The 6000-nt window shown below is 42.0% G+C and carries 7 protein-coding genes; 5 read left to right on the top strand and 2 right to left on the bottom strand.

Going from position 1 to position 6000, the window contains the following annotated elements; translation table 11 throughout:
* Positions 1–696: TonB-dependent receptor plug domain-containing protein (locus Q0993_RS21480; RefSeq protein WP_299537370.1), on the top strand; the 696-nt coding region annotated here is incomplete at its 5' end.
* A gap of 21 nt (positions 697–717) precedes the next feature.
* Here Q0993_RS21480 and Q0993_RS21475 read toward each other — a convergent pair.
* Both Q0993_RS21475 and Q0993_RS21470 read right to left on the bottom strand, forming a co-directional pair.
* Positions 718–861 (bottom strand): hypothetical protein, encoded by a 144-nt coding sequence (locus Q0993_RS21475; RefSeq protein WP_299537368.1) that lies wholly within the window; start codon positions 859–861, stop codon positions 718–720.
* Positions 862–1117: 256 nt separating this feature from the next.
* Positions 1118–1747, bottom strand: coding sequence for a GntR family transcriptional regulator (locus Q0993_RS21470; RefSeq protein WP_299537366.1), 630 nt, complete (start codon positions 1745–1747; stop codon positions 1118–1120).
* Positions 1748–2070: 323 nt separating this feature from the next.
* Between Q0993_RS21470 and Q0993_RS21465 the strand changes: the two genes are divergently transcribed.
* The 4 genes from Q0993_RS21465 to Q0993_RS21450 all read left to right on the top strand — a co-directional run bounded on the left by Q0993_RS21465 (position 2071) and on the right by Q0993_RS21450 (position 5636).
* Positions 2071–3309: a T9SS type B sorting domain-containing protein gene (locus Q0993_RS21465; protein ID WP_299537364.1), complete on the top strand. Its 1239-nt coding sequence runs from the start codon at positions 2071–2073 to the stop codon at positions 3307–3309.
* Positions 3310–3413: 104 nt separating this feature from the next.
* On the top strand, positions 3414–4205 hold the full coding sequence (locus Q0993_RS21460; protein WP_299537361.1) for a hypothetical protein: 792 nt from the start codon (positions 3414–3416) through the stop codon (positions 4203–4205).
* Between the two features lie 146 nt (positions 4206–4351).
* Positions 4352–4849, top strand: a complete 498-nt coding sequence (locus Q0993_RS21455) for a DUF4251 domain-containing protein (RefSeq protein WP_299537359.1) — start codon at positions 4352–4354, stop codon at positions 4847–4849.
* 88 nt (positions 4850–4937) lie between these two features.
* Entirely contained in the window at positions 4938–5636 is a 699-nt protein-coding gene (locus Q0993_RS21450) for a protein-L-isoaspartate(D-aspartate) O-methyltransferase (RefSeq protein WP_299537357.1), read from the top strand.
* Positions 5637–6000 lie beyond the last annotated feature (364 nt).

The following is a 6000-nucleotide window of genomic DNA, read 5'->3' as shown; positions in this document are numbered from 1 at the left end:
GTAAGTGCCCCAAAGAAAACAAGGATTGAGCAGAGGATTGAGGAAATAGAGTCCGAGACACTTCACGGAAACGCAACGATCAGACTTATGCCGGATTCCCAAAATACGGCCGGGATGAGTGCCATAGATCTGATAGGGCGGGCCCCTGGTGTTACCATAAGTGGAAACAAACCTGAGCAAACTGTTACAATAAGAGGTTTAAGAGGATATGATTCGTTTGTCGCGACCGATACTACGCCCCTATTTTTCGTCGATGGCGGTGAAGTGAATTTGGACTACATACAATATATGGATGCCTCCGAAATTTTGTTCGTCGACGTTTTACGGGGCATCGAAGCTTCGGTATATGGGCTTAGGGGATTCAATGGGGTTATCGTCATCGCAACAAAATCCCGATTGTCCAAGGGAAGTGTACTGACCAATATGCCAAAATCTCCGGAGGGGATAATCCCGGGATTCTACATGGCCCGTGAATTTTTTTCACCGGATTACGGCTTTGTTAGACCAGAACACGAACGCTTGGATTACAGGACCACTTTGTTTTGGAATCCGGACATCGGCATAGAGGACAGCCGGCGACCGCCCATACAATTTTATACCGGTGATGCGAACGGGAGTTTTGTTATAAAGGTAGAGGGAATTACCAAGGACGGTAGGGCGGTAACAGGTCAACATGTTTTTGAAGTATACGACTAAGCATCACGCTTTTCCAACTTTCTATTCCTTGCTATCTTTTGAAGCGTTTTTCAAATCTCCATAATCCTGAAAAATACCGCATGAGATTTCTTTTTTGATCAAGGATTTTTTTTCCTGTTTCTTTTTTTTCGCCAGGATTTCGATTTGGGGGGATAAGTAGCCCATTGTTTTTTCTATTTATTGTATAACGTACACTTAGTATGTGCTATTGTTTTAGTACTAATTATATCTACATGTTTTCCATGTAAAGTTAGGCAGTTGTTTACGCGCGTTTTCATGATTTATAAAAACTTTGTGAAATTGTCATATTCGAGATTTTCGGCCCATGGAAATCTATTGACTCCTTAGGTAAGGTCTATAATCTTCAGTGAAACATCATTTTAAGTAATAGGGAAGTCCAAATACAAGAGTGCACGTGTAGCTATGCCGCCAATAAGCGTTTTTGAATGTAGTTCAAGATCAACATCCAATTCATTTTAAGCAAGAGTGCGGCGGTAGGTACATTGTTCTCCTCAATAGCCGATATGATGGATTCGTGCTGGTTGTCCGCCTTGGAATAATAGGAGTCGTCGGACATCAATGCCTTTTCATAAAAAAATACCCGGGTCCTTAAATCATTAAGAATATTCCTCGTAAGGGCATTTGGATAATTCTTGGTCAATAACCGATGGAATTCCAAATCGGCATTTATTCGGGATAAAGGATCGGTAGCCCCATCGAGGACCCGCTGTTGTCGTTTCAAGCCTAATATAGCCTTTTCATCAAAAACCGAGTTTTCAAGTGCCATCTCCTCTAAATTGGCCACTAATTCGTACAGATCCTTGGCTTCTTCCCGATTCAATTGGGCTATTACAAAACCCCTATTGGGGATTGCCTTGATAATTTGTGCTTGTTGTAACTGGGAAAGAGCCTCGCGAATTGGGGTTACGCTTACCTGAAGTTCCCGTGCTACTGCCGCTAGGTTGATGGTTTTACCTATTTGCAACCGCCCTTCCCGCATTTTTTTAAGAAGATATTCCTTTACCGAATCCCTAACAATTTGCCTTTCCATGTCACTTCAAATATAATAAATCGTATACGATTTAACGCCTTTTTCCAGGTTTTGGTATCAATTATCCCGCCCTGATGCGTCAAAATGAAAGAGACTACCCGTATCAAAGTCGATTAAAAATCGGACATGAGTTAAAGAAAATAGAGATTAACAGCCTATAAAAAGACCGTAGGTCGTCTCATTTTAAGGAAACTCCTTTTTTTTCGCTATATTTAAGGTTAGGGTCGAAAAGACTATTTGATGGTTAATTGATAAGTTTCTATGGCCAAAGGGTTATACGTACTTACTTGGACGTTGGCTTTACGACCTTTACGAAAAGCGCTATGAAAATATCCGGAAAGGGTTACCACCCATTGCTTTGGGCATCTACGGTCTGCCTATTTTTTTGTCATATAGCAATTGGCCAAGTACCTACTTGCACCCAGTTGACTTTTCCGGCACCAGGCGAGATGGATGTTTCCGTGTTTACGGACTTGGAGTGGGATGCATCCCCAACAGCTACTGGTTATGTAATTTTGGCGGGAACTTCCCTCGGTGGCAGGGATATTATAGACAACCTTAATGTTGGTAACGTTACGGCTTACGGTTTGGATAACAATCTACCCCCTTTTCAGGATATTTATGTAGCCATAATACCCTATAACGACCAAGGGCTCAATGGAAGTTGTGCCACGGTAAGTTTCACTACCAGGCAGGTGGATCCACCTTTGTGTACGGAAATCATTAATCCAACAGATGGTGATGTGTTGGTATCCGTTACTGCCAATATTACGTGGATAAGGGAGTTTACTGCTTCCGGTTATCGTATGACAGTCTATGAGCGCGATCCGAATGGAATCTTGATATGGGATGAAGTGGACGTAGGAAATGGGACCAATGCCAAACCCCCTGATTTTAAACCGAGGACCCAATATTTTGTAACCATAATCCCCTACAACGAAGGAGGGGCCGCCATGGGATGTCAGCCTATTTCATTTACTACGGGCGATGGCCCGCCATTGCCGGATTGTACCCAATTAACCGTTCCTACCAACGGATCCAATACGGTTGCTACGGATACGGGCTTGGAGTGGGGAGCGGTAAATGGGGTAGACGGTTATACATTGTCCGTAGGTACGACTCCGCGCGGAACGGATATTGTTAATGCCTTAGATGTGGGGAACACCACCTCTTTTACATTTTCAGAAGAATTGCCGTTAGGGACTACTGTATATGTTCTCATAGTCCCCTACGTGGGAAATCTGGAAGCGGAAACTTGTAGTATAGATTCCTTTACAACTACCGGACCAGATCCCGAAACGGTCAATGAATTGATTCCCCGGTTCTTCACACCAAATAATGATGGGTTTAATGACACTTGGTCGGTAAGTTCTTCACAAGATATTTCCATTCAAAATATTTCAGTTTTCAATCGTTTTGGTAAACTAATAAAACAACTTGCCCCGGACCAGGGATGGGATGGAACCTTCAATGGCCGGAATCTACCTTCCGACTCCTATTGGTATTCCGTGAAGCTTACCAATGGACCCTCTCTTAAGGGGTATTTCGCCTTGAAAAGGTGATTTTCTTTGCTTGATCAGGTCCTCGCGTTTCATGGGCAAAGCTTAAATACATACTAAATAGCTTTCAATTACGTTTTAGGTGTTGTAACCCTAAATCTTTTTAAATGAACAAGTTGATGAATCTGAGCAACCGTTTCGCCTTATTATGTGCCGTAGCTTTATTTGCACTAAGCTGTAGTAACGATTCGGACGACAATAATCAAGATTTTGAATTTACGGAGGCAGAAGTAAAGACAATTTTGGAAACCGATGGTGTGTCCGGTGTCGCGGATAGCGTAATTTCCGAACTCTACATGGGCAATACCGCCAAATCCGCCAAGAATGAAGAGTGCTATTCCGCTTCATATAATGAAACAGGTTTCAATGTAACTTTTAACAATTGTGTGCTTAATGGCACAGAAAACGTTAATGGGACATTGAACGTAGTTTACGCCACCGAAAATGAATCGGCTTCATTTACTGCCACGTACACCGATTTTTACGTAGGAGACATAAAATTGAACGGGACGAGGAGTTTTACCGTGGGAGGAAATTCGGAAGGCAACAGTATTACTTTTTCAGTTACCAGTGACATGACCGTTACTTTGGCGGATGATTCGGTCATAGCTGAAAATGGAACCAAAACATTGGGATTCGTTTTTGACCAGAGTTTGGCCGAAAGTATATTCACCATCTCCGGGAACTGGACGCTTTTGTTGGATGGAAATACATACAAAGTGGCCGTAGGGACTACATTGGAAGGAAACCTTGGATGTGGGTATTTGAACAAGGGTACTATGACCGTGGATAAAAATGGTTTGGCCGTATCCGTAGATTTCGGTGACGGAACCTGTGATGACAAAGCAATAGTTACCTATCCTGATGGAACGAAAGAGGATATTTCCTTGAAGGATTAAATAGAGATTCTAAAGAACGCATCAATGCCCTGGTTCTATTAGGCCAGGGCATTTTGTTTTAATTGAAAAGATAATACCTTTAAAAAGCACAGGACGACCAAAGTTTGGAACGATTCGTGTGGATTTTAAAATCCAATAGAAGAGGAATGAAAATGAAAGTTTTGCTCATACTGGTCTTCCATATAGGATGCGACGTTATTTTTGCCCAAAAACAACCGCAAAATAGTCTTGACCTGGTTAAAAGTTTATTAGATTCAAAACATTTTGTTTTCGAGGCCACTCGGGCATCACCTTTGGGTCGACCTAGCATCAGTATTGTTGCCATAGATAATTATGTAAGAATCCAAAAGGATAGTGCCTTGGGGTTCCTTCCCTACTTTGGGGAAATGCGATTGGGAATTGGTTATGGTGAAGGAGGGGCCATTGAATTTGATTCTGCAATCAGGGATTACAGGGTAAAAAGAAAAAGAAGTGGCAAGAGTATTATTGTTACCTTTAACACCGGGAATTCTGATGAGCGGTTCAATTTTACATTGTTCATAACTAAGTCAAGATCGGCTACCGTAGTGGTAAAGAGCATACATCGGAACAGTATTACGTATTATGGCCAAATACGGGAATTGGACGAAGATTCGCTGGAATAGTCTTTTTACCCTTGTTTTAGTTTCGGGTTTCTTTTTTTTCTCGCCGTTTTAAAATAACTTCAAGGAGATAAATAGCATCTGTGCTAAAATGTATCGTGTAATTTTTGTGTACGCATTTTTGTTCTCTATGGGAACGGGTATGGGGCAAATTGATTTTGAGGCCCGAAGGGAAAACATGGTCAATACACAATTGAGGAATAGGGACATTTCTGATGCGGCAACATTGGAGGCCATGTTGAGCGTGCCAAGACACCAATTTGTTCCTAAAAACCTCTGGGAATTGGCCTATACGGATGGACCATTACCCATAGGTGAGGGACAGACCATTTCCCAACCCTACATTGTTGCGTATATGACCCAGATACTTCAGCTTCAGCCATATCATAAGGTGCTGGAAATCGGCACCGGTTCGGGCTATCAGGCCGCAGTGCTGGCAGAAATTGTAGACTCCGTGTACACCATTGAAATTGTTCAAAAGCTAGGTCGTCTCGCTGAGGAAAGATTAAAAAACCTACATTACACTACCATTCGGGTAAAAATAGGGGATGGCTATCACGGTTGGCCCAAGGAGGCTCCTTTTGATGCCATCATGGTCACCGCCGGCGCGGAACAAGTTCCGCCCAAATTAATTGAGCAATTGAAGGAAGGAGGTAGAATGGTTATTCCGTTGGGCCCTCACCGAGGGATACGTCAATTAGTTCTACTAACTAAAAAGAAAGGAAAAATAAAACGTAAGGATTTAATGGCTGTGCGCTTTGTTCCTTTTACGCGAAAAAAAGAGGAATAAAGTGAAAAGGCGCATCTTAAGTGCGCCTTTGTGCCATTACGTTGGTGTTCCCTTAATGGGTGTGATGCCGGTAAGCCACCCAACGTACGCGTTTGCTATCCTTGAAAGTCGAAAAGAATGAATTTTTTCTGGATTCCGTTGGCTTTTCTATGATAAATGAAGCTCTCATGATTTCTCGTTTTTAGATGATGAATGTAATGTTGTTTAATCGCTTTATCGCGTAAAGTTTCTGTTCTCCGCCCATTTTACTCTTTTACTGTTCCTGAAGGAAGAAAAATAATTATAGGTTTTGGATTCGGTTACCGTTCTACTTATTGATGCTTTCATAATGTTTAGTTTTTTGATTTTGTTGTTTCCTTTCTAT

Source organism: Ulvibacterium sp. (genome assembly GCF_028285715.1).
Classification (GTDB): Bacteria; Bacteroidota; Bacteroidia; order Flavobacteriales; family Flavobacteriaceae; genus Ulvibacterium.
Note: the sequence above shows the minus strand (reverse complement) of the source record. Positions and strands in the feature narration are given on the sequence as shown.

Bases quoted from the DNA above. Each gene is read 5' to 3' on its own strand.
- Q0993_RS21475 (WP_299537368.1), bottom strand. From the start codon at position 861: ATGGGCTACTTATCCCCCCAAATCGAAATCCTGGCGAAAAAAAAGAAA.
- Q0993_RS21470 (WP_299537366.1), bottom strand. From the start codon at position 1,747: ATGGAAAGGCAAATTGTTAGGGATTCGGTAAAGGAATATCTTCTTAAA.
- Q0993_RS21465 (WP_299537364.1), top strand. From the start codon at position 2,071: ATGAAAATATCCGGAAAGGGTTACCACCCATTGCTTTGGGCATCTACG.
- Q0993_RS21460 (WP_299537361.1), top strand. From the start codon at position 3,414: ATGAACAAGTTGATGAATCTGAGCAACCGTTTCGCCTTATTATGTGCC.
- Q0993_RS21455 (WP_299537359.1), top strand. From the start codon at position 4,352: ATGAAAATGAAAGTTTTGCTCATACTGGTCTTCCATATAGGATGCGAC.
- Q0993_RS21450 (WP_299537357.1), top strand. From the start codon at position 4,938: ATGTATCGTGTAATTTTTGTGTACGCATTTTTGTTCTCTATGGGAACG.